This is a genomic window from Ureaplasma miroungigenitalium, assembly GCF_025780085.1.
GTDB lineage: Bacteria > Bacillota_I > Bacilli_A > Mycoplasmatales > Mycoplasmoidaceae > Ureaplasma > Ureaplasma miroungigenitalium.
Genome location: NZ_JAOXHL010000013.1, coordinates 1 through 442, shown reverse-complemented (window position 1 = coordinate 442; position 442 = coordinate 1). Strand labels below are relative to the sequence as shown.

Below are 442 nucleotides of genomic sequence, written 5' to 3'. Positions count from 1 at the left end.
ATTGATTCGCAAGCTGTGAGTGTTCTAGAATATGATGCTAAAAGATCATTTACTAACACAATAGACAATGAGAATACCTTAATCATTGGTGAGAACTATGATGCTTTAAAGAACTTAGTTCTCATAGAGAGAGAGAGAGAGAGAGAGCTGCGCTCGATTATAAATATGATGTAATTTACATCGACCCTCCTTATAATACAGAAGCAGCAAATTCGGATGGGAATTCTGTTGCAAACGATTCTTTAAAAATCAACAATAATAAGTTTATTTACCGTGATAAATTCAGTCGTAACGGCTGATTAAATATGATGAATGAAAGATTAATTTTAGCTAAAGAACTGCTCAAAGATGATGGAGTTATTTTTGTGTCTATCGATGATAGTGAACAGGCTTATCTAAAAGTGTTAATGGACGATATTTTTGGTGAAGAGAATTTTGTTAC

The 442-nt window shown here is 32.8% G+C and carries 1 protein-coding gene; it reads left to right on the top strand.

Annotated elements, in window-relative coordinates; translation table 4 throughout:
- Positions 1-173: 173 nt before the first annotated feature.
- Positions 174-442 (top strand): site-specific DNA-methyltransferase (locus tag OF376_RS03205; RefSeq protein WP_318031955.1); only part of this gene is annotated, 269 nt, incomplete at its 3' end.